Source organism: Embleya sp. NPDC055664, from assembly GCF_053618075.1.
In genome coordinates, this window is the sequence record NZ_JBSHGZ010000011.1 from 125720 (window position 1) to 144241 (window position 18522).

Below are 18522 nucleotides of genomic sequence, written 5' to 3' on the forward strand. Positions count from 1 at the left end.
GGCGGGCCCCCGCCGCCCCCCCCCCGCGGCTGAGGGCACAACCCCCCCCGGGGGGGCGCGGGGGGGGTGGGGGGGGGGCCCGCCCCCCCCCACCCCGCCCCCCCCCCCACCGGCGGAGGCACGCGAGAAAACGCGATGCGGATGTGCGGATGTGCGGATGTGCGGATACACCGATGAGTTTTCCCGGCCCGCACGGTCCACCCCCCAAGGACTCGAACCGCACCCAGAGGAGCCACCCCATGACCGTGGATCTGCACTCGCCTGCCGCGACCGTCGCCCGTCTCGCGGCCGACCTGCCGGACGACCGGCTGGACGATCCGACCCCGTGTGCGAACTACGCGGTCCGGGATCTGCTCTCCCATCTGGTCGGCCTGACCATCGCGTTCCGCGACGCGGGCCGCAAGGACCTGGGCCCGACCACCGCCACCGCCCCGCCCGCGAAGATGCCCGACCTCGACCCGGACTGGCGCACGATCCTGCCGCGCGAGCTGGACGAACTCGTCGCCGTCTGGCGGCGCACGCACGCCTGGGAGGGGATGACCCAGGCCGGCGGGGTGACCCTGCCCGCCGAGGTCATGGGGCTCGTCGCGCACAACGAACTCCTGCTGCACGGCTGGGACTTGGCCCGCGCGCTGGGCCGCGAGTACACCGTGGACACGGCGAACCTGGAGGCCTCGCTGGCCTTCCTCACCCCGGCCCAGGAGGCGGTCGACCCGGATCTGCCCGACCCGGACGCCATCTTCGCGCCGCCGGTGGCCGTCCCCGCCGACGCGCCGCTGCTCGACCGGGTGGTCGCCATGGCCGGCCGCAGCCCGTCGTGGCGGGCGGCGTAGGCGCGATGGGGACCAGGGGGCGGGACCGGTTCGCTCAGGAGCCCGTCGCCGCCGCGTCCGCCATCCGCTCGCGCGCCTCGGCCAGGTCCGCCTCGGTCGGCGCGTCGTCCTGGGTCAGCCGCAGGCGCCAGTAGCCCGCGAACTCGACCGCCCCCTTGGCCAGTCCGCGCTCGTCGACCAGGTGCCGGCGCAGCGCCCGGACCGTGCCCGCCTCACCCGCCAACCAGGCCCGCGTCGACCCCTCCGGCAATCGGGCGGCCCGAAGCGCCGCCGGCAGCAGGTCACCGTGCCCGGCCGGCACCGTGCCGCGATGCAGCCAGTGGATGGTGAGCCGGGCCCGGGAGCGGAAACGTTGCTCCTCGGCCGCGTCCACCACCTCCGCGTACACGATCGCGTGCGTGTCCTCGGGCAACGCCGCCAGGATCGAGCCGATGGCGGGCAGCGCGGTCTCGTCGCCGACCAGGAGGTGCGTGTCGGCGGCGCCGAGCGGCCGGGCGTAGGCGGCCGAGGGGCCGTAGCGGGCGAGGATGTCGCCGGGGCGCGCCGACCGGGCCCACCGGGTGGCCGGGCCGGCGTCCGGGTGCAGCACGAAGTCGACGTCGATCGCGGCGCGTTCGCGATGGTGGGCGCGGACCGTGTAGCTGCGCATCCAGGGGCGTTCGGCCTCGGGGATGGCCAGGAACGCCCCGTACCACCGCTGGAGATCGTCCGGATCCTCCTGCGGCAGCAGCGGCGCGCGTTGTCCGGCGCGCGGGAAACACAGCTTGAGCTGCTGGTCGGGCCAGGTCGCGAAGTCGTCGCCCAGCCCCTCCCCGGTGAAGCTCACGCGCGTCATGCGCGGGGTGATCCGGGTGACCTCGGCGACGTGGAGAAGAGAAACGAGCGGTGATCCGCCCATGGCGCAAACCCCCATGAATGCGTTGATTGACGACGGTTGGGTGAACCGGCTTGGGTAGGTCTAGCAAGAAATCCTGCGACTTTGTCAAGGCGATTCCGCGCAGGGATTTCGGCGCCGGGCAAGCGGCCCGGAAGACCGCACACGTGCGTGCCTGCGGGGCGTCGAGGGCCGGGCGATACGGTGCCGAGAGAGATCGTCGGGGTGTACGGACGCCGGGGAGCCGCGAACGGGGCGGGTCGCCGGGGCCGCCGCCGATCGGCTCTTTCCGGACCCCGAAGGGAACGACGCACCATGACGCCGCACGCGCAGCCCCCGCAGCCCGCCCCCGAGGACACCGTGCTGGTCGATCGCATCGGACCGGCGGGCCGGCTCGGTCGGATCACCCTGAACCGGCCGCGCGCGATCAACGCACTGGACCACCCGATGGTGCGCCGGATCACCGCCGCGCTCGCCGAGTGGGCGCGGGACGACTCCGTCGCGGCCGTACTGATCACCGGCGCGGGCGAGCGCGGGCTGTGTGCGGGCGGGGACATCCGGGCGATCCGCGCGGACGCGCTCGAAGGCGGACACGCGGCGCGCGAGTTCTGGCGCGACGAATACCTGCTCAACGCGCGGATCGCGGCGTATCCGAAGCCCTACGTCGCGATCATGGACGGCGTGGTGATGGGCGGCGGCGTCGGCGTCTCGGCACACGGCGACGTACGCATCGTCACCGAGCGCTCGACGGTGGCCATGCCGGAGACCGGGATCGGCTTCGTACCGGATGTCGGCGGCACGTACCTGCTCTCCCGCGCCCCCGGCGAGCTCGGCACCCATCTGGCGCTCACGGCCGGTGCGATCGGCGCCGCCGACACGATCCTGTGCGGGCTCGCCGACCACTTCGTCCCCTCGGACCGGCTGCCCGCCCTGCTCGACGCCCTGGCCGCCGGCGACCCGACCGAGGCGGCGGCCCGCCACGCCGAGCCCGCGCCCGCCGGCGTACTGGCCGAACGGCGCGCCTGGATCGACGCGTGCTACGCGGCGGACACCGTCGAGGAGATCCTGGACCGGCTGCTCGACAGCGGCGAACCGGCGGCCAAGGAGGCGGCCGAGCTGATCGCGGCCAAGTCGCCCACGGCGCTGAAGGTGACGCTGGCGGCGCTGCGTCGGGCCCGGCGGGCCGGGTCGCTGGGGGCGGTGCTGGACCAGGAGTACCGGGTCTCGTGCGCGGCGGTGAGCACGCCCGATCTGGTCGAGGGTGTACGGGCGCAGGTGGTGGACAAGGATCGCCGGCCGCGCTGGTCACCGGCGACGCTCGCGGAGGTCGGGGCGGCCGACGTGGAGGCGTTCTTCGCGCCGCTCGGGGAGCGGGAGTTGGGACTGGGCTGAGCGGGCGGGCGCCGGGCCGGGGGTTCCGGGTCGGCGGGTGGGGATCCCTAGGACGCCTTAGGGGTCTCGGGGCTTGTCCGGCGCGTAGGGATGAGGCATCCGCCCGATGTCCGGGGCCCACCTGGGCCGCGAAGCTGTTACCACGAACCGGGGAGGCCGGGTCGGGGGAAACAGGAGACGGTCGTGATCGAGTACGAGATGTTCAAGGCGCGCGAGCGGGAGATCCTGGCGGACGCGGACCGCGCGGCGCTGCGGCGCACGGCGTGGCGGGAGCGGCGGGCCCAGGCCGGGATGCGCCGGGCCGAGCGGGCGGGAGCGGTGGCGCTCACCACGCTCGCCGTGCTCGAACCGGCCCACGACATGCACCGCGGGCTGCACCTGTTGGCGCGGTGAATCATGCTTCCGATGAGTGGCGCTCGTCCGCCGGGCACAGGGGACTCGGCGGGCGGCGCGGCATCGGGGACACGGGGCCGGCGGGGCGGCTCGGATCGGGGCGGGGCGGGGCGCACGGGGGTCGCCGTTGGTGCGGCGACGCGCCCCGCCCCGACTAGGACGCGGGTTCGGGGGCCCTGGGGTCGCGTCGGTGTCGGGTGACCACGACGTGCGCGGGGGTCGCGGTGGGCGGGGCCGGGGGCCGCTCGGGGGTCTTCGGACGGGGTGCGGCCACACGGTCCGGGCCGAATTCCAGGGCGACCACGTGTTCGCGCAGGGTGCGGTCGAGCAGTACGACGGAGGCGGCCTCGGGGACGACCGCGGCGCCCTGTACGGACAGCGCCAGCAACAACCGGGTCAGGCCGCGCCGATGCCGGTCGAAGACCCGCCCGGGTACCCAGCGTCCGCGTTTCTCCTGCCCGGCCAGCGCGTCGGCGGCGTCCACCGCGAGCAGGACCAGGTGCAGTTCGCGTCGTTGCCGATCGGCGGACCTGGCCAACCATCGACGCATCCACGATCGACTGCCGCAGTCGTGCACGAGGACCGGCCTCCCGCTCCGCACGTGTGCGCGCAGCCGCCTGACGTGTTGCAGCCGCACCCACGGGCGATACACCGCGTACGGCAACCACGAGGGCATCCGGTCCTGATACTCGACATGCGCCGTACGCGGGTCGACCACGACGGCCGATCCGGACCAGCGGTTCAGCAGCGTGCTCTTGCCGCTCCCCGGCAGCCCGGAGACCACCACGACGGCGCCGGCGGGATACCCGAGCACGGCGGGCCCGTGCTCTCGCCCGCGCAGATCGACGAGTCCGCACGGTCGCATCACTCCTCCGGATCCCCCGGCCGACTCCTCCCTCGCACCCATCCGGTCCGCCCCCTGCATCTCGCCCACCGCCGCCTCCCACGCCCGTGCCGCACCCGGCGACATCCGCCTCCGCCGCGTCCCTCGACGCATCGGCACAACTCCCCCGGCGCGACAGGACCCGCGGTCGGGCGCGACACCAGCGGACATCCTCACAGGTCGCGCCGCTCGCCGCCCGCCCGGGCTCGCCAACGATAATCATCGTCACCCGAAATCCCGCTCCCCACGCGAGCGTGTCCGGGCGATCGGCGTACGCCGGGCTCGTTCGGGAACGTCGATGATCCCGTTCGCTTCCGGTGCACACGGCGGAAGCAAACGGGATCGTTCGGTGTCGCGAACGTGTTCAGCCCGCCTCGGGTGTCGGGGCGTCGTGGCGGTCGGATTCGCGGATGAGCACCGTGCACAGGATCGCGGCCACGAAGCCGATGACGGCCATCAGCAGGCATACCTGGGCCAGGCCGGAGGTGAAGGCGTCCCGGGCGTCGGCCAGCGCCGCCGGGTGGTCCTTCAGCGGGGCGAACCGGCCGGAGGCGACGCCGTCGCGAACCCGGTCGGCCGCGCCCGGGGGCACGCCACCGCCGGTGAGCACGTCGTCGCCCAGGTCGTCGGCGATCCGCGCGGTCAGCAGCGCGCCGCCGGCGGCCACGCCGATCGAAGTGCCCAGCGGGAAGAACATGTTGGTGGCGCCGGAGGCCATCCCGGCCCGCTCGGCCGGTACCACGCCCACCGCCACGCCCATCAGCGGCGGGAAGCTCAATCCGCCCGCGATGCCCAGCAGGACGAAGCCCGGCAGCATGACCGTCCACGAACTGCCCGCGTCCACCCGGGCCATGGTCAGCGACCCGACCCCGGCCACCGCGAAGCCCACCCCGATCGCCTGACCCGGCGTCAACACCCGCTGTACCAGCCCGCTCAGCGGTGCGATCAGCAGGAGCGGAACGGTCAGCACCAGCATCTTGACGCCGGTCTGGAACGGCGAGTTGCCGAGCATGCCCTGCAACCACAGGATCAGGAACGGCAACAGCCCGAACGAGGTGATCCGGCCGAACAGACTGGCCAGGATCGCCCCGGTAAAGGACGGGATCCGGAACAGCCGGACATCGAGCAACGCGATCGAGGGCCGGACCACCTCGACCACCACGAAGGCGACGATCAGTATCGTCCCGACGATCAGCGTGGCCAACACGATCGTCGCGGTCCACCCCTCCTCCGGGCCCTTGATCACCGCGTAGTTGAGCGCGAACAGGCCGCCGATCGCGAGCAGTACGCCGGCCAGGTCGAGGCGCCCGCGCCCTGCCGTGTCGGTGGTGTCGTCGGGCAGCTTCAGCCAGGTGCCGACCACGACCAGGACACCCACGGGGAGGTTGATCAGGAAGATCCACCGCCAACCGAGCCCGTCCACCAGGGCACCGCCGACCAGTGGCCCGAGCGCGGCGGCGGCACCGCTGAGGCCGGAGTAGACGCCGATCGCGGTCTGTCGGGTGCGCCCGGAGTAGGCGGACGCGAGCAGTGCCAACGAGGTGGCCATCACCATCGCCGCGCCGACGCCCTGGATGCCGCGAAAGATGATCAGCGTGCCCACGTTCGGCGCGAACGCGCAGGCCGCCGAGGCGACGGTGAACAGGGCCACGCCCGCGCCGAACACCCGCCGCCGGCCGATCCGGTCGGAGACCGAACCGGCCGCGAGCAGCAGCGCGGCGAAGGCGAGCGTGTAGGCGCTGACCACCCACTGCAGGCCGCCGAGCTTGGCGCCGAGATCGTCGGCGATGTCGGGCAGCGCGACGTTGACGATGGTCACGTCGAGGGTCATCAGGATGCCGGCGCCGCTGACCAGTATGGCCGGCCAACGGCCGACCGGTGCCGCCGCGGCCGAGGGTGGTGATGCGTCTGAGGTTGACGGGGTGGGGGATGCGGGCTGAGCCATGGTTGCGGACGACCTCACGCGTCGGGAATGGAACGGCCTACTCACCCAGTGTGCCCGAGTGATTGCGCTGTGGTCCGTGAACCTCGCACCCGTTCACGCTCGGCGCGGAAATCGGGGCGGCGACGGGCCGGCCGGCCAACTCCCCGCGTGCGCCTACCGGTCCTTGACGATCAGGCCCAGGACCTGGGCGAGCGCCGGGGCCAGGTCGAGGAGTTGGGCGCTGTCGACGGTCGCGCCGCGCAGTGCGTCGACGCCGGAGGCGAAGCCGAGCGCGCCCGCCTCACGCAGGTCGACCCTGGTCAGCACGGCGTTGTCCAGGCGGACCCGCTCCAGGGTCGAGCCGGGAAAGCGCAGATCGGTCAGCGTCGCGCCGGCGAAGTCCACGTCGCGCAGCAGGCAGTCCACGAAGGAGACCTCGCGCAGCTTGGCCCCCCGCAGGTTGACCGAGTCGAACTTGCAGTTGTGGAAGACGACTCGGCGCAGCCCGGCGCCGAACACCTCGAGGCCGGCCAGGACGCACGCGGTGAACTCGGCGTCCATCCACGTCGTTTCCGCGAGGTCGGTGCCGACGATGCGGGCGGCGTGCAGCCACACGTCGTCGAACCGGGCACGGCGGTAACGGCCGCCGTTGAAGCTCACCGAGGAGAAGGCCGACGAGGTGAACGCGGTGCCGCCGCCCTCCACGTCCGTGAACACGCCTCCGTCGAAGTGTGCGAACTCGTGGTCGCCTTCCCGGTCGAGTTCGCCGTCGAACGCCACGAGCCGGTGGGCGTACGGCAGTTGGTCGAAGTCACGAGGGGCACGGGCGCGCATCAGGAATCCTCCACGAACGCATCATCGGGACCGGGTCCCGCGGCTTGCCCGCCCACGACCGTCGCCGAACGGGGCGCGGTGGGCGGAGGTCCATGCCTATCGCGCGACGCCGCGATCCACCGAATCGACGCGGCCCCGCGGGCGACGCACGGCGGCATGCGCGACTCCGGGCGAGGCCCCCGCAGAATACGGCGATATTATCCCAAAGCGCTTGCGTGACGCAGGTCACATCGCTTCTGATACGGCCGCGTCGCCCGCTCTCCCGCTCGGCGCCCGGCACCAACTCCGCTGCGTGGCAAGCCTATTGCCGACGGGTGACGACGCTCGGCGACGCGGGCGGCCGACCGAAGCCGAGTTCCGTGAGAACGATCGTGCGACGGAGGACGACTTACGCACCACCTCCCGGCCGACCTCGCCGAACCCCGCCAGGGACACTCCGACCCGTGTCGCGCTCGTGGACCTCGGCCGCGGTGCCCACCAGGACCCGCGCCGGCAGGTGCTGGGCCCGAGGTCCGATCGGCAGCATCCGCAGAAGATCACGCACGAGAGCCGGCGCGACGGGTACCCCGGTTACTCGGACACCTCGACGTATCGCCATACCTCGGACCCGTCCGAGTCGTCCTCCTCCTCGACGTCCTCGAGGCCGAGGACGATGCCGGGCAGTGCCTCCGCCAGTCGGTCGCACATCCGCTTGGTCATGAAGTGGTGGCTCACGATGAGCCGTTCGAGGTGGGTGAGCGGCTGCCCGGTGAGCAGCGCCTCGGCGCCCTCGTCGCCCAGCGTGCCCATGGACAGGTCGAGCGTGCGCAGGAGCGAGACGATCGGGGCCGACGCGACGGCGGCGCAGATCTCGTCCTGGATCTCGCTGTTCATCAGGCCGAGTGTCGTGAGCGCGGGCAGGCCGCGGCCGTCGAGGATGCCGGTCAGGTCGTCGACGGTGGCGTCACCGCCGTACTCCTCGACGCCGAGCCACAGTTCGAGGGACTCCAGGGCGGGGAACGCCGACGCGCCGACGGCGCGCACGACGTCGTCCGGGAGGCCGCCGCTCTGGAACTCCAGGGTCCGCAGCGCCGCGTGCTCGACGGGTTCGAGGGTGAGCATCGAACCGCCCTTGATGATCAGGGACTCCAGGTCGGGGAACACCCGCAGCAGCGGCGTGACGTTGCTCTGCCGGATCCAGGAGATCTCGTTCTCCTCGCTCCAGATGTCGCCGAGGAACAGGTGGCGCAGCGCGGGCAACCGATCGGCGTGGGCGACCAGTTCGTCGACGGCGATGCCGGAGCTGTCGTCGCTCTCCCCCCAACAGCCGATGATCAGCGCGCTCACCTTTGTCGTGTCGACCGTGGCGACGAAGCGCGCGAAGTGCTCGGGGAAGGTCTCGGCCGCCCGGTACGGCGGGATCCGCAGCGACCACGCGGCCTCGTCCGCGGCCGGCAGCGGCTGGGGGCCGCCTGCGCGAGCGTTCTCGAGCCAGGTGGCCCTCGGGTTCGGGATGTCGTTCAGGCGGGCGACGGGCAGGCCGCCGAACGTGTTCGCGTTCCCGTACGTGTCCATGGCGGAGCGACTCCTTTGAGGCGGCGTGGCCCGGGGGTGTGGGGACTTGCATACCAGAGCGGGGCGACGCCTGTTCGCGGGCCTGACGCCCCGGGACCACCCGCACCGTGGGGCAGGATTGCGGGATGGGTGACGTCGGTGGGGATCAGGGTTATCTGTTGGACAACCGGCAGGCCGAGGCCGGGGTTCGGTTCGGGGCGCTCGCGGAGTTGTTCGACCCCGTGACGTTCGGGCACGTGGATCGGCTCGGGGTCGGGTCCGGGATGCGGTGTTGGGAGGTGGGGGCCGGCGGGACCTCGGTGCCGTTGGGGCTGGCCGAGCGGGTCGGGCCGACGGGGACGGTGGTCGCCACCGACATCGACGTGTCCTGGGCGCGGGACGTCGCCGGCGGTGTGATCGAGGTGTTCACGCACGATGTCGCGGTCGATCCGCCGCCGGCCGGTGGCTTCGACCTGGTGCACGCCCGGCTGGTCCTGATCCACGTCGCCGACCGCGCGGAGGCGCTGCGTCGGATGGTCGAGGCGCTGCGCCCCGGCGGCGTACTGCTCGTCGAGGACGCCGACCCGATGTTGCAACCGTTGCCGTGCCCGGACGAGTCGGGCCCGGAGCAGCGGCTCGCCAACCGACTCCGGTCCGACGTCCGCGCCCTGATGGCGGCGCGCGGCGCCGACCTCGCCTACGGCCGGACCCTGCCGCGTCTGCTGCGCGCGGCGGGGCTGGACGACGTACGGGCCGACGCATACTTCCCGATCACCTCGCCGGCGTGTGCCGTACTGGAGGCGGCCACGGTGCGGCAGGTCCGGCACCACCTGGTCGAACAGGGCCTGGCGAGCGACGAGGAGATCGACCGCCACCTGGCCGCCATCGCCGCCGGCCGGCTCGACCTGGCCCTGGCGCCACTGATCTCGGCGTGGGGGCGCCGGAGATAGGCCGACCGCGTGCGGTGCGGGCGGGCGTTGTCGTACTGTGTCGTCGGAGCATAGTGAGTCTCTTATGGAAACCAAGGGGGCGGCATGGACGTGTACGGCAATGTGGTGGCGGTGTCGCGGAGCGACGCACACACGTTCCGCAAAGGAAATGTCGAGACCATCCGCCTCCTCGCCGGCCTCGGCGTGGAGGGCGACGCCCACCTCGGCGTCACCGTAAAGCACCGATCGCGGGTCGCGGTCGACCCCACGCAGCCCAATCTGCGCCAGGTACACCTCATCCACGCCGAGTTGCACCAGGAGCTGGCCGCCGCCGGATTCGCCGTCGCTCCCGGGGAGTTGGGCGAGAACGTCACCACGCGCGGGATCGACCTGCTCGGCCTGCCCACCGGCACGCTGCTGCACCTGGGCGCCGAGGCGGTGGTCGAGGTGACCGGACTGCGCAACCCGTGTCAGCAGATCAACACGTTCCGCGCCGGCCTGCTCAAGGAGGTCGTCGGTCGGGACGAAGCGGGCAACCCGGTGCGCAAGGCGGGCATCATGGGCGTGGTCCGCGCCGGCGGCGAGATCCGACCCGGCGATCCCATCCGGGTCGAGGTGCCCGCGCCGCCGCATCGCGCCCTGGAACGGGTCTGAACCCGCGCCGCCGGCGCGCACTGCTCACTGCTCAGTACACGTCCCGCACATAGCGCCGCTCCCCGACCATCTGCCGTACGTACGCGTCCGCTTCGTCCTCGGACCGCCCACCGTGGGCGATCACGATCTCGCGCAGCGCGCGGTCGACGTCCTTCGCCATGCGACCCGCGTCGCCGCAGACGTACACGTGCGCCCCGCGCGACACCCAGTCCCACAGGCGCGGGCCGTGTTCACGCATGCGGTCCTGGACGTAGATCTTGGCCCGCTGGTCGCGGGAGAACGCCAGGTCGAGCCGATCCAGCAGCCCGACGCGGCGGAACTCGGCGAGTTCGTCCCGGTAGTAGAAGTCGGTGGCCCGCCGCTGCTCGCCGAAGAACAGCCAGTTCGGCCCGGTGTGACCGCGCGCCTGCCGATCGGCCAGAAAACCCGGGAACGGCGCGACGCCCGTACCGGGGCCGATCATCACCGCGGGTGTCGTGGGATCCGTCGGCGGCCGGAAGTGCGGGGAACGGCGCACGAATACCGGCACCGGCCCGTCGGCGCCCAGCGTCGCGAGGTGCCCGGAGCACACCCCCTGCCGCTCGACACCGGCCTCGTTGCGATAGCGCACCACGGAAACGGTGATCCGCACCTCGCCGGGGTGCGCGAGCGGGCTGGAGGAGATCGAGTACAGCCGCGGCTCGAGCCGCTTGAGCACGCCGGCCCACTCGACCGGATCCGCCCGCACCCCGAACCCGCCGATCACGTCCACCGCCTGGCGGCCCCAACTCCACCGCGCGAGTTCGTCCCGACCGCCGGCCCGGAGCAGCCGCTCCAGGTCCCGGTCGTGGGTGCGCTTCGCGACGAACCGGAGCAGTTCGGGGGTGATCCGGGCGATTTCGAACCGGCTCCGCAGCGCCTCGCCGAGCGCGAGTTCGCCCAGGTCCGGCACGGGTATCGGGGTCGCCGGGTCCAGGCCGGTGGCGGCCAGCCATTCGGCCACCGCCTCCGGGCGATTGACCGGCCATACCCCGAGCGCGTCGCCGGGCTCGTAGTCCAGGTCGCCGTGTGCACCGCCGCGTGTATCGAAGGTGAACTGCCGTACCTCCTTGGCGGATTCGGGCAGGCCGAGCAGTCGATCGCCGATCAGCAGGGCGGGGAAGGGCGCCGTCTTCGAGTAGCCGACGGCGGCCGTCGGCGACTGTGCGCCGGACGCCGGTACGGGTTTGCGGGTCGCGGCAACGGCTTTCGGCGTAGCGGTCGTTGCGGTCGTCGTGCGCGCGCCGGGCGTCGGCCCGGTGCCGCCGAGCGCGGCCAGTACCCCGTCCAGCCAGCTCGCGGCGGTTCGGTCGTAGTCGGGTTCGCAGTCGGCGCGTGGGGCGATCCGGGTGCCGCCGAGTTCGGCCAACCGCTCGTCGAGGCGGCGACCGTGCCCGCAGAAGTCGGCATAGCCCGAGTCGCCCAGGGCCAACACGGCGTAGCGCAGCCCGTGCACCTCCGGCCACCCGGCCCCGGTCAGCGCCGCCCAGAACCCGGCCCCGTTGTCGGGTGCCTCGCCGTCGCCGAAGGTGCTGGTGATCAGGAGCACGGGTACGCCGCTGGGCAGCGTGTCCGGACTGTACTCGGTCATCTCGCACACGACGGGCCGCCGCCCGGCCGCGGCCAGTCGGCCGGCGATCGAGCCGGCCAACTCGGCGGCGTTGCCGGTCTGCGAGGCCCACAACACCAACACGTCGCCCTCGTCCGGTGGTTCGGCCGCGGGGTCGGCGACCGCGACGGCTCCGGTGGTGGCGGCGGGCGTCTCGACGGCCCGGGAGAACAGGCCCGCCAGGAGTCCGTTGACCCACGGCACCCGGGCCGGGGCGATCGGGGCCCGGTCGGGCAGCACCGGGACGCCGAGCGCCCGGCTCGTCCCGGATCCGGCCACGCCCGCGAGGAACCCGGCCAGGTAGCGCCGTTCCTCGTCCGTGTACACCGGAGGCGCGAGGTCGCCGAGGCCGAGCAGCGTGGCCGCGGCGCGGATGTCGGGGTCGGTCGGGGCCGACGGCGCTGCGACGGGGTCCGACGCGGGGTCCGACGCGGGGGTCGAGGGCGCGGGCGGGTCGGCGCGGACCGGACCCGCGACCTTGGTCAACGCCACCGCGCACGCCTTGAATTCGGGTTGGAAGGAGATCGGGTCGACCGCGTCGTTCGTGACCGCGTTGATCCCCAGGAACGCGCCGAACCGGTCGTTCCAGTGGAACGGCACGAAGCAGTTGCCCGGCCGGACCCGGTCGGTGGGCCGGGCGGGCAACACCACGCGCCCGCGTCGGGAGGCCACTTCGACCACGTCGCCCGCCTCGATGCCCAACTCCAGTGCGTCCTCGGGGTGGATCTCCACGAACGGCGCCGGGTCGAGGCGGTTGAGCGTGTCGATCCGCCCGGTCTTGGTCATGGTGTGCCACTGGTGCTGCACGCGGCCGGTGTTGAGCACCATCGGGTAGTCCCGATCGGGTGGTTCGGCGGGTGGCAGATGCGGCCGGGCGAAGAACACCGCCCGCCCGCTCGCGGTCGGGAAGCGCGGCCGGCGGCGGGTGTCGCCCGCGTCGCCCGGCTCCACGGCATCGGCCGGCAGGTATCGGATCGGGTTGCGGTCCGGCCCGTCCGGCGCCGAACTCGGCCACTGCACCGGTCCCTCGCGCAGCCGCTCATGGCTCACCCCGCTCAGGTCGTAGCCGGTCGCCGGGTTCCGGGCCCGCGCGAGTTCGTCGAACACCTCCTCGACACCGGCGTAGTCGAAGGCGTCGGCGAAGCCCATCTCGCGCGCGACCCGGGCGATGATCAGCCAGTCGGGCAGCGCCTCGCCGACCGGGTCGACGGCCTGCCGGGACAGCGTGAGATTACGTTCGGAGTTGACCATGACGCCCTCGGTCTCGGCCCACATCGCGGCCGGCAGCACCACATCGGCGTACACGTTGGTCTCGGTGTCCGCGAACACGTCCTGGGTGACCACGAATTCGGCCGCCCGCAGTCCCGCGATCACCGCGTCCCGGTTGGCCACCGAGGCGACCGGGTTGGTGCAGATGATCCAGCACGCCTTGACGTCACCTGCGGCCATCCGGGCGAACAGGTCCACCGTGCCGCCGCCCGCCTCCGCACGCAGCGTCCCGGCGGGCACCTCCCACAGCCGCTCGACGAACTCCCGGTCCTCGGCCACCAGTACCGAACGCTGCCCGGGCAACCCCGGTCCCATGTAGCCCATTTCCCGGCCGCCCATCGCGTTCGGCTGCCCGGTCAGCGAGAACGGGCCGCTGCCCGGTCGGCAGATCGCGCCGGTGGCGAGATGCAGGTTGATCAACGCGTTGGTGTTCCAGGTGCCGTGGGTACTCTGGTTGAGCCCCATCGTCCAGCAGCTGGTCCACTCCCCCGCCGCGCCGATCCACCGCGCGGCCTGCCCGATGTCCTGCTCGGCCAGGCCGGTCAGCTCGGCGACCCGCGCCGGCGGGTAGTCCCGCAGGAACTCCGGCATCTCGTCCCAGCCCTCGGTGCACTCGGCGATGAACGCGGGATCGGTGTCACCGTTCTCCACGAGCAGGTGCAACAGGCCGTTCAGCAGGGCCGGATCGGTGCCGGGACGGATCTGCAGGAACAGGTCGGCCTTGTCGGCGGTGGCGGTGCGGCGCGGGTCGACCACGATCAGCTTGGCGCCCGCCCGGACCCGGTCCATCATGCGCAGGAACAGGATCGGATGGCAGTCGGCCATGTTGGCGCCGATCACCAGGAAGACGTCGGCGTGGTCGAAGTCCTGGTACGAGCCGGGCGGTCCGTCCGCGCCGAGCGAGAGTTTGTAGCCGCTTCCGGCGCTTGCCATGCACAACCGCGAGTTCGACTCGATCCGGTTGGTGCCGACGAAGCCCTTGGCCAGCTTGGTGACCAGATACTGGGCCTCCAGGGTGAGTTGGCCGGAGACGTAGAAGGCCAGCGCATCCGGGCCGTGCGCGTCCAGGATCTCGCGCAACCGCCGGGCGGTCGTGGTGATCGCCGCATCCACTGCGGTCGGCGTCGGCGCCGCGTCGCGCTCGGCGCGGACCAGTGCGGTGGTCGACCGGCCCGGGGCGGTGAGCAGTTCGGCGCTGGTGGCGCCCTTCGTACACAGCCGGCCCCGGTTCGTCGGGTGCGCCCGGTCGCCGCGCGCCTTGAGCACGGTGCGCCGGCCGGTCGCGGAGTCGACGGCGATGTCGAGGAGCATGCCGCAGCCGACCCCGCAGTACGAGCAGACGGTCCGCACGGTGTCGTCGGCCACCTTCGGATCCGATCCCGACACGGGCGACACCCCTTTCCCGGTATTCTCCGGAACTTCCGGCACACACCTGTATATGCCGGTACGCGCCCGGCAGGGCGCCGCGGGTGCGGTCGCCGCCGCCCGAGCCCCATGTCCGGGACGCTAAGGAGCGGCGGTTTCGCGCACATCACGCGCCCCCGCGTCGGGGGTTACGTCGACCGCACAAACGCCCGGTCACCACGGTGAGGCGAGCCGCGTCCGCGGATCGACGCGAGGATGACACCGGAAACGACGGTGCCGGGCGAGTCGGACGCGAACGCCGAAGCGGCGTCGTCCCCGGCGGTGGGCCGGCGACGACGCCGCTCGGGCGGCCGTGGTGTGGACGACACCACCGATCGCGGCGTAGCTCAGTCCTGCGATCCGTCGGCGGCGCCCGCGATGGCCGCCAGCGCCTCGGCCAGATACGCCTCGACGGCCGCCTTGTCGATGCCCAGGCCGCCGAGGACGCCGTCCGAGTCGCCCTCGAACTCCAGGAGGGCGAGCAGGACATGCTCGGTGCCGACGTAGTTGTGGCCCAGCCGCAATGCCTCGCGCAGGGTGAGTTCCAGGACCTTGCGCGCCGCCGCGTCGTAGGGAACGAGGTCGGGCACCGTCTCGGCGGTCGGCGGCAGTTCGGCGCGAGCCGCCTCCCGGAGCGTGTCCAGCGTGACCCCCTGGGCGACCACGGCCGCGGCGGCGAGCGAGGCGGGGTCGGCGATCAGGCCCAGGATCAGGTGTACCGGCCCGATCTCGACGTTGCCCGCCGCATGCGCCTCGTTCTGCGCCGCCACCACCAGGTTGCGGGCCCGGGCGGTGAACCGGCCGAAGCCCTGCCGCGGATCGAGCTCGGACTCGCCGGCCGTCTTCGGGACGAAGCGCTTCTGCGCCGCCTGCTTGGTGACGCCCATGCTCGCGCCGATGTCCTTCCAGGACGCGCCGGAGCGGCGGGCCTGGTCCACGAAGTGACCGATGAGGTGGTCGGCCACCTCGCCGAGGTGATCGGACACGATCACCGCGCCGGACAGTTGTTCCAGGATGTCGGAGTGGGTCTGCTTGATGGTTTCGATGAGATCGTCGAGCCGGACCGGGTTGGTCATGCGCGTGGGATTCTCCATGCGTCAACCGTAGGTTGACCATCATGATTGGTCAACCCTTGGTTGACGCTCGTGTCGGCGCCGACTCTCAGAGTTTCCTCGGCTGCTCCGATGCCTCCGACGGCCCGTCCAGCGTCGAGCGCACCGAACGCACCTCCCTCCGCACGTCGGAGAACACGTCCCGCGGCTCCTCCACCGCCGCCGGTACGACCCCCACCGCGCCCGCGCCCTCGGAGCGCATCGACGCCGCCAACGCCCGCAGTTCGGCCGCGATGTGCGCCGCCGCCTCCGGCGAGGGCGGCGGCGCGCCGTGCGCGGTGTGCACCGCCGCGGCCGTACCCGTGTCGATCACCCGCTCCACCGCCACGATCAGCGGCCACCACGCCGCCGCCCGGGCACCCGCCGGCGGCGGTTCGCCGAGCGCGCGCTGGAACTCGGTCCGTACATCGGACAGATCGCGATAGATCCGCCGCCGGGTCCGGGCCCGGGCAGCCTGGTCGGCGTTCTCGTCGAACGCGCACTCGATGTAGCGCGCGGTGTCCTCGATCGCGGTGGCCAACCGCGCGCCGACCCGGGTGTGCCAGCTCTCCGGCCACAGCGCATAACCCACGACCAGCACGATCGCGCAGCCGATCAGACTGTCCACCAGGCGCGGCGCGAGCAACCCGACGCCCTGGTGCCCCAGCAGATCGGACAGGATCAGGATCAGCGGCGTGATCACCGCGGTCTGATAGCCGTAGCCGCGCCGGGAGAGAATCGGCAGCGCCGCCGCGAGCACGAGCACGACCGGCACCTCCCAACCCCCGCGCGGCACGAACTCCAGGATCACGCCCGCCACCACCAGCCCGGCCGCCGTACCCAGCGCGCGCAGCAGGGCCCGGGAGAACACCGAGCCGAAGTCCGGTTTGAGAACGAAGGTGACGGTCAGCGGCACCCAGTACGAGCGCGGTACGTCCACCACGGACACCAGCGCCTGAGCCACCCCGATGCACAACATCAGCCGCAGCCCGTACCGCCACGACTTTGCCGACACCAGCAGAGCACGCGCGCCGGCCGCCACCCGCTCGGGCAGCGCACCCGGACGGCCGACCCGATCGGGTACCCGGTAGGCACCGGACAACGTCTCCCGGGCATGGGTGATCGCGGCGGCCACCGCACGATCGGCCGGAGCGCAGACGCCCGAACGGTCGGCGGAGCCGACGGGGACCGTGCCGCCGCGCACCGCAGCCGCAATCTCGCGCACGGTGGCCACGTCGACCTCGGCCACGGAGCGCTCCTCGGCGTGCGTCGCGGTGCCCGCCTCGACCAGCGGGCCGACCGCGTTCAGCAGCGCGACCAGCCGCGACATGCCGCGACTGCGGCCCGGTGCCACCGCCCGTCGGCCGAGCAGCAGGTCGTACGCGTGGTTGAGGGTCAGCGTCACCTCGGCCCGGGCCGGCTCCCACTCCTCGGTGCCGGCCGCCGCCAGCAGGTTCGCGGTCGCGTCGTACGCGTCGGCGACCGCGTCCCGTTCGGGGATGCGCGAGCGCGCGGGCCAGGCGAGCAGCGCCATCAGCAGCACCAGCCCGGCCCCGGCCAGGGTCAACATCGGCGCGCGCCACCACGGCGAGGGCATCGGCAGGCCGGCCCCGATCACCGCCATCAGCAGCAGGTTCAGGCCGGACGCCGAGGCCACCGCGCCGATCGTGCTGATCATCCCGGCGACCAGCGCGAGCACGGTGAGCATCGCGACGGCGGACCAGCCGTGTCCGAACTGCGCGCTGCCGAGCGCGAGTCCGATCGCGCCGACGATCTGCGGGACGGCGATGTTGAGGACGCGCAGCCGGTAGGCGTCGGCGGTGTCCCCGAAGACCGCGCCCAGCGCGCCGATGGCCACGAGCGCGCCGGAGGCGGTGTCGTCGACGAGCACGCCCACCGCGAGCGGCGCGCCGATGCCGATCGCGGCACGCACCGCGGCGGCCTTCGGCATCGGGCCCGGGGTGGCACGCAGGGTCAGCGCCAGCCACTCCGGCGGCGCGAGGCGGCCGGACCGGGCGGCGGCGCCGGCGGACCGCCCGTCGTCGCTCGGGTCCGCACGTTCGGTCATCGTCATCACAGGATCCCGAACGAGGCGAGGCGGACGGACAAGGCGCGCGGAGCCGGATGAGTGCGGCATTCCGCTGCGGGGTCAACGGTACCGGCCGGCTGCCGCCGGCCGGCCGGCGCCCCGGCCACGACCGCTCAGCCCGCGACGGACTTGCGCGCGTGTACGAAGAGTTGTTCCTCCGGTCCGGCGGCGTGGTGGTGGGGATGGAACACGCTGACCCGCTGGTGCAGGATCTCCAGCCCGGCGGCACGCAGGCGCACGAGCAGTTCCTCCCGCGCGTGGCTGGTCACCCGGGCCCGGTGGCCCAGCCAGTCGATCTCCACGCCGTCCGCCTCGGCCGGCACCGTCGCGAACGCGAGCAGCCCGCCGGGCACGAGCCGGGCGCCCAGGCGTTCGAGTTGGTGGTCCAGGTCGGCGCGCGGCAGTTGCAGGAACGGGAAGAACGCGCAGACCGCGTCCCAGGCCGCGTCGTCGTCGACCAGGTCGCGGGCGTCGACCTGTTCGAAGACGGCGCCCGGGACCCGGGCCCGGGCCAGTTCGACCATGGTCGCCGAGACGTCGATTCCGGTCACCCGGTGGCCGGCCGCGGTCAGCCGCTCGGCGGTTGGCCGGCCCGTACCGGATCCGATGTCCAGCACCTTCGAGCCGGGCGGGAGTTCGGCGATCAGCCAGTCCAGTGCGGCCAGTTGTTCGGGCAGATCGGCGAACGCGCTCTCGTAGCCCGCCCCGATGGCGTCGAACAACGCGGCGGCGGGAGAGCGTGCGCCGTGTGCCGACGGGGAGGGCGAAACGGGATCGGGGGCCATGGGGACGG

14 protein-coding genes are annotated in these 18522 nt (G+C 72.9%); 5 read left to right on the top strand and 9 right to left on the bottom strand.

All coding sequences use genetic code 11. The features are described from left to right. Positions 1–239 precede the first annotated feature (239 nt). Complete coding sequence (locus ACWGR4_RS20520; RefSeq protein ID WP_452128625.1) at positions 240–833, top strand: TIGR03086 family metal-binding protein; 594 nt, start codon at positions 240–242, stop codon at positions 831–833. A 34-nt stretch (positions 834–867) separates the two neighbouring features. On the opposite strand, the gene ACWGR4_RS20525 is transcribed toward ACWGR4_RS20520, so the two are convergent. Next, a complete protein-coding gene (locus ACWGR4_RS20525; RefSeq protein WP_452128626.1) occupies positions 868–1731 on the bottom strand; it encodes a siderophore-interacting protein in 864 nt (287 codons plus the stop codon). Positions 1732–2022: 291 nt separating this feature from the next. Between ACWGR4_RS20525 and ACWGR4_RS20530 the strand changes: the two genes are divergently transcribed. Together ACWGR4_RS20530 and ACWGR4_RS20535 are read left to right on the top strand one after the other, a co-directional pair. Next, positions 2023–3099: an enoyl-CoA hydratase/isomerase family protein gene (locus ACWGR4_RS20530; RefSeq protein WP_452128627.1), complete on the top strand. Its 1077-nt coding sequence runs from the start codon at positions 2023–2025 to the stop codon at positions 3097–3099. A gap of 183 nt (positions 3100–3282) precedes the next feature. Beyond that, the gene (locus tag ACWGR4_RS20535) at positions 3283–3492 is read left to right on the top strand and encodes a hypothetical protein (RefSeq protein ID WP_452128628.1); all 210 of its coding nucleotides are present in this window, start codon (positions 3283–3285) and stop codon (positions 3490–3492) included. Positions 3493–3646: 154 nt separating this feature from the next. Here ACWGR4_RS20535 and ACWGR4_RS20540 read toward each other — a convergent pair whose 3' ends face one another. The 4 genes from ACWGR4_RS20540 to ACWGR4_RS20555 form a co-directional block, all read right to left on the bottom strand. Beyond that, positions 3647–4357 carry an AAA family ATPase gene (locus tag ACWGR4_RS20540; protein WP_452134224.1) on the bottom strand — a complete coding sequence of 237 codons (711 nt, stop codon included), beginning with the start codon at positions 4355–4357 and terminating at the stop codon, positions 3647–3649. A 382-nt stretch (positions 4358–4739) separates the two neighbouring features. Beyond that, positions 4740–6320, bottom strand: a complete 1581-nt coding sequence (locus tag ACWGR4_RS20545; protein WP_452128630.1) for an MFS transporter — start codon at positions 6318–6320, stop codon at positions 4740–4742. Between the two features lie 153 nt (positions 6321–6473). Next, positions 6474–7133: a pentapeptide repeat-containing protein gene (locus tag ACWGR4_RS20550; RefSeq protein ID WP_452128631.1), complete on the bottom strand. Its 660-nt coding sequence runs from the start codon at positions 7131–7133 to the stop codon at positions 6474–6476. A gap of 570 nt (positions 7134–7703) precedes the next feature. Next, the gene (locus tag ACWGR4_RS20555) at positions 7704–8687 is read right to left on the bottom strand and encodes an STM4015 family protein (RefSeq protein ID WP_452128632.1); all 984 of its coding nucleotides are present in this window, start codon (positions 8685–8687) and stop codon (positions 7704–7706) included. Between the two features lie 125 nt (positions 8688–8812). On the opposite strand from ACWGR4_RS20555, the gene ACWGR4_RS20560 reads away from it, so the two are divergent. Next, the gene (locus ACWGR4_RS20560) at positions 8813–9616 is read left to right on the top strand and encodes a methyltransferase domain-containing protein (RefSeq protein WP_452128633.1); all 804 of its coding nucleotides are present in this window, start codon (positions 8813–8815) and stop codon (positions 9614–9616) included. A gap of 84 nt (positions 9617–9700) precedes the next feature. Next, complete coding sequence (locus ACWGR4_RS20565) at positions 9701–10249, top strand: MOSC domain-containing protein (RefSeq protein WP_452128634.1); 549 nt, start codon at positions 9701–9703, stop codon at positions 10247–10249. A gap of 31 nt (positions 10250–10280) precedes the next feature. On the opposite strand, the gene ACWGR4_RS20570 is transcribed toward ACWGR4_RS20565, so the two are convergent. From ACWGR4_RS20570 to ACWGR4_RS20585, 4 genes are all read right to left on the bottom strand, one after another. After that, positions 10281–14531 carry a molybdopterin-dependent oxidoreductase gene (locus tag ACWGR4_RS20570; RefSeq protein ID WP_452128635.1) on the bottom strand — a complete coding sequence of 1417 codons (4251 nt, stop codon included), beginning with the start codon at positions 14529–14531 and terminating at the stop codon, positions 10281–10283. Between the two features lie 365 nt (positions 14532–14896). After that, positions 14897–15643 (bottom strand): Clp protease N-terminal domain-containing protein, encoded by a 747-nt coding sequence (locus ACWGR4_RS20575; RefSeq protein WP_380004358.1) that lies wholly within the window; start codon positions 15641–15643, stop codon positions 14897–14899. Positions 15644–15710: 67 nt separating this feature from the next. Further along, complete coding sequence (locus ACWGR4_RS20580) at positions 15711–17714, bottom strand: FUSC family protein (protein WP_452128636.1); 2004 nt, start codon at positions 17712–17714, stop codon at positions 15711–15713. A gap of 128 nt (positions 17715–17842) precedes the next feature. Further along, complete coding sequence (locus tag ACWGR4_RS20585) at positions 17843–18514, bottom strand: class I SAM-dependent DNA methyltransferase (protein ID WP_452128637.1); 672 nt, start codon at positions 18512–18514, stop codon at positions 17843–17845. Positions 18515–18522: the final 8 nt, after the last annotated feature.

Excerpts from the sequence above, each read along its gene's own strand:
- ACWGR4_RS20555 (WP_452128632.1), bottom strand. The coding sequence starts at position 8,687 with ATGGACACGTACGGGAACGCGAACACGTTCGGCGGCCTGCCCGTCGCC.
- ACWGR4_RS20575 (WP_380004358.1), bottom strand. The coding sequence starts at position 15,643 with ATGGAGAATCCCACGCGCATGACCAACCCGGTCCGGCTCGACGATCTC.
- ACWGR4_RS20580 (WP_452128636.1), bottom strand. The coding sequence starts at position 17,714 with ATGACGATGACCGAACGTGCGGACCCGAGCGACGACGGGCGGTCCGCC.
- ACWGR4_RS20565 (WP_452128634.1), top strand. The coding sequence starts at position 9,701 with ATGGACGTGTACGGCAATGTGGTGGCGGTGTCGCGGAGCGACGCACAC.
- ACWGR4_RS20585 (WP_452128637.1), bottom strand. The coding sequence starts at position 18,514 with ATGGCCCCCGATCCCGTTTCGCCCTCCCCGTCGGCACACGGCGCACGC.
- ACWGR4_RS20540 (WP_452134224.1), bottom strand. The coding sequence starts at position 4,357 with ATGCGACCGTGCGGACTCGTCGATCTGCGCGGGCGAGAGCACGGGCCC.
- ACWGR4_RS20530 (WP_452128627.1), top strand. The coding sequence starts at position 2,023 with ATGACGCCGCACGCGCAGCCCCCGCAGCCCGCCCCCGAGGACACCGTG.
- ACWGR4_RS20550 (WP_452128631.1), bottom strand. The coding sequence starts at position 7,133 with ATGCGCGCCCGTGCCCCTCGTGACTTCGACCAACTGCCGTACGCCCAC.
- ACWGR4_RS20560 (WP_452128633.1), top strand. The coding sequence starts at position 8,813 with ATGGGTGACGTCGGTGGGGATCAGGGTTATCTGTTGGACAACCGGCAG.
- ACWGR4_RS20525 (WP_452128626.1), bottom strand. The coding sequence starts at position 1,731 with ATGGGCGGATCACCGCTCGTTTCTCTTCTCCACGTCGCCGAGGTCACC.
- ACWGR4_RS20520 (WP_452128625.1), top strand. The coding sequence starts at position 240 with ATGACCGTGGATCTGCACTCGCCTGCCGCGACCGTCGCCCGTCTCGCG.
- ACWGR4_RS20545 (WP_452128630.1), bottom strand. The coding sequence starts at position 6,320 with ATGGCTCAGCCCGCATCCCCCACCCCGTCAACCTCAGACGCATCACCA.